This is a genomic window from Micromonospora sp. KC207, from assembly GCF_004348615.1.
Classification (GTDB): Bacteria; Actinomycetota; Actinomycetes; order Mycobacteriales; family Micromonosporaceae; genus Micromonospora.
In genome coordinates, this window is record NZ_SMKJ01000496.1 from 1 (window position 1) to 2,815 (window position 2,815).

At 75.5% G+C, this 2,815-nt stretch carries 2 protein-coding genes and 1 pseudogene; 1 reads left to right on the plus strand and 2 read right to left on the minus strand.

What is annotated here, in order from left to right:
* Positions 1–174: 174 nt before the first annotated feature.
* On the minus strand, positions 175–402 hold the full coding sequence (locus E1258_RS31705) for a DUF3107 domain-containing protein (RefSeq protein ID WP_007073114.1): 228 nt from the start codon (positions 400–402) through the stop codon (positions 175–177).
* Between the two features lie 65 nt (positions 403–467).
* Complete coding sequence (locus E1258_RS31710) at positions 468–1,106, minus strand: TetR/AcrR family transcriptional regulator (RefSeq protein ID WP_132407554.1); 639 nt, start codon at positions 1,104–1,106, stop codon at positions 468–470.
* A 149-nt stretch (positions 1,107–1,255) separates the two neighbouring features.
* Here E1258_RS31710 and E1258_RS31715 point away from each other — a divergent pair.
* A pseudogene (locus tag E1258_RS31715) lies at positions 1,256–2,815 on the plus strand (hypothetical protein); the annotation flags it as partial.

Genomic DNA, 2,815 nt, shown 5'->3' on the forward strand with positions numbered 1-2,815 from the left:
GTGGGCCGCCAGCGCGGGGCGGGGAAGGCCCTCGACGAGTCCGCACGGGACATGTCAGGTCAGACGCGCGAAGCGTCGACAAGCGAGAAGCCTTCCCCGTCAACCATCACCCAACCGGCCGACCTGCAAGGTCAAGCCAGCCAGCATCTTGACGGTCGACCTCCGACAGAGAGATCAGCGGACGGTGAAACCCACTGCCCGGGGCGACGCCTCGGCGATCTCGACGTAGGCGACCTTGTTGACCGGGACGATGACCCGCCGGCCCTTCTCGTCGGTCAGGGAGAGCGTCCCCTCGTCCTTCGCGAAGGCGTCAGTCACGATCTGCTCGATCTCGGCCGGCGACTGCGCGCTCTCCAGAACCAGCTCGCGCGGCGCGTACTGCACGCCGATCTTGACCTCCACGGTGCCTCCTCAACTGGGGCGAAAAAGCCGCCGTGGGAAGGTTATCCGATCTCGCGGCCGGATGTTCAGGCTGACTCACCCTGCAACGGGAAGCTGGCGATGCCCCGCCAGGACAGCGCCGCGACGAGCGCCTCGGCCTCGGCCTTCGGCATCTGCCGGCCCCCGGCCAGCCAGAACTGCGCCGCCGTCTCCGCCGCGCCGACCAGGCCGGAGGCGAGCAGTTCGGCATGTGCCCGGCTCACCCCGGTGTCGGAGATGATCGTGTCGGTTATCGCGGCGATGCAGCCCTGCTCCACCCGTTCCACCCGCTGCCGCACGGCCGGGTCGTTGCGCAGGTCGGACTCGAAGACCAGGCGGAACGCCTCGCTCTCGTGGTCGACGAAGTCGAAGTACGCGCGGACCGACGCGCCGACCCGCTCCTTGTTGTCGTTGGTGCTCCGCATCGCGTCGTGCACCTTCGCCACGATCGCGTCACAGTGCGTGTCCAGCAGTGCCAGGTAGAGCTCCATCTTGCCCGGGAAGTGCTGGTAGAGCACCGGCTTGGAAACCCCCGCCCGTTCGGCGATGTCGTCCATCGCGGCGGCGTGGTAGCCCTGCGCGACGAACACCTCCTGCGCCGCCGCGAGCAGCTGCTTGCGCCGCGCGGAGCGGGGCAGGCGCGTGGGCCGGCCGGCGGTCTGGGCACCGTTCCCCACAGCCGTCATGGGAACCTCCGAAACTGGTCGTACGAGCCGGCACTTATCGCCCGAACCGGTCGGGGTCGGTGAACCCGGCGTGGAATTGGCCCGCCGCTGTAACTTATCGCCACTGTCACCACACGGTAGCCTCAGCGGGGGCGACCAAGGAGCGCGCGGTGAGTGAAGCAGGGCAACCCGGTGCCGCCACCCCGGGAGAGCACGGCGACGGGACGGGTCAGCAGGACGACCTCGCCCGTTCCGTCAGCGGGTGGGCGCCCTCGGCGACCGGCTGGTCCGGTGGTGGTGCCGCCGGCGGGCCACGGGAGGCGGCGTCCGGCTGGGGCCGCGCCGAGCCGGCGTCCGGCTGGGGCGCCTCGTCGCCGCGCCACGGCGACCTGCCGGCCCCCCTGCCCGGCCTGGCCGCCGGGGCCGAGTCTTCGCCCCGGGTCAACGGCCACCCGCACGTCAACGGCGTGAGTCACGCCGGGGAGGAGTCGCAGGCGGGCCGCCCGGCACCGGTCAGCGCGCCGCCGCTCGCCGGGGACTCCGGCCGGGAGGCCGACGGCGACCGGCTGGCCGTCCCCGCGCAGCGCCCGGCCCCCACCCTGGAACGGCCGGCCGACCCGCCACGCGGCGGCGACCCGGACCCCGGTGCCGCCCGGCACTTTTCCGACGACCAGCCGGCACCCCGTGCGGGCCGCTGGTCCGACGGGAATGTTCCCGCGTCGGCTCCGCCCGCCGGGCAGGTCCCGCCGGTCGGCCCGGCCGCCTCCGGCTTCGAGGTGCCACCCGGCTTCCACGCCCCCACCGCTGATCGGGCCGTCGCGGAGCAGAGCGCTTCCGCCCGTGGGCCGTACGACTGGGCCGACCGGTTCCCGCCCGAGGAGGTCGATCCGCGCGGCTACCCGACGGCGGCGGACGCCTCCGGCGTGCCCCACCTCCCCGGCGGGGACCGGGGCGGTCGCTTCGCCCCAACCGAGGGGGCCGAGGGGCAGTCCTACCGACCGCCCGGCCCGCCGGAGCCTGCTCGCGCCGGCTACCCCGCCGAGTCCGACCACTACCCCGCCTATTCGGCCGAGCCCGATCGCGGCGGCCACCCCGGCGACGACCGGGCGACCCGGGGGCGCGACGAGAACGCCGCGCCGCCCCCACCGGGCTGGGCCGGTTCCGACTGGAACTCCCCGAGCTGGGGCGGCGGCTGGGCACCACCGTGGGCCCGGGGCCAGGGCGAGCCGATCGGCCACCGGTCCCACGACGACGAGGGCGAGCCGGCCCGCCGCGCTCGCGACGACGAGGGCGAGCCGGCCCGCCGCGCTCGCGACGACGAGGCGGCCGGGCGCCGGTCCCGCGACGACGACGAGGACGCGATCGGCCGCCGGATCCGCGACGACGAGCTGGCCGGCCGCCGCGAACGCGCTGAGGCCGAGCCGGTCGGCCCGTCACGCGCGACGGCCGAGCAGGCCGATCCGCCCCCGCACGAGGGCAGGGCCGTCGACTGGGCCCCACGGTCCGGCCGGGGATACCCGCCGGAGCCGAGCCGCCCCTACGCCGCCGAGCCGATCCGTCCGTACGAGCCGGTGCGGGCCGAGCCGATCCGCCCGTACCAGCCGGTGCGGGCCGAGCCGGTCCGCCCGTACGAGCTGGCCCGTCCCGGCTCCGAGCCCCGTCCCGGGGGCGACCAGGCGACCCGGCCCGCCGCCCCAGAGCCGGCCGAGCGTCCCGGCTGGGCCGGTGGC

Coding starts and splice junctions, on each gene's coding strand:
- E1258_RS31710 (WP_132407554.1), bottom strand. CDS start 1,106: ATGACGGCTGTGGGGAACGGTGCCCAGACCGCCGGCCGGCCCACGCGC.